Consider the following 264-nt stretch of genomic DNA (forward strand, 5'->3'; position numbering starts at 1 on the left):
CTTGTAGCTCAGGTGGTTAGAGCGCACCCCTGATAAGGGTGAGGTCGGTGGTTCAAGTCCACTCAGGCCTACCAAATTCTTTCTGATACCGCGTTGTGAAACGACTCGCATACTTCAGTATGCTTCGCCGCTCCACGCCTTGTCTCAGCAAGAATTAAGGTGAATGAGATAACTACGATGGGGCTATAGCTCAGCTGGGAGAGCGCCTGCCTTGCACGCAGGAGGTCTGCGGTTCGATCCCGCATAGCTCCACCATCCTTACTG

General features: G+C 53.8%; 1 tRNA gene. It reads left to right on the forward strand.

Going from position 1 to position 264, the window contains the following annotated elements:
- The first annotated feature begins 179 nt into the window (after positions 1-179).
- Positions 180-255 (forward strand) — tRNA-Ala (locus tag OGY04_RS00040).
- Positions 256-264: the final 9 nt, after the last annotated feature.

Origin of the sequence: Citrobacter sp. Cpo091, from assembly GCF_030332645.1 — a bacterium.
Taxonomy (GTDB): domain Bacteria; phylum Pseudomonadota; class Gammaproteobacteria; order Enterobacterales; family Enterobacteriaceae; genus Citrobacter; species Citrobacter portucalensis.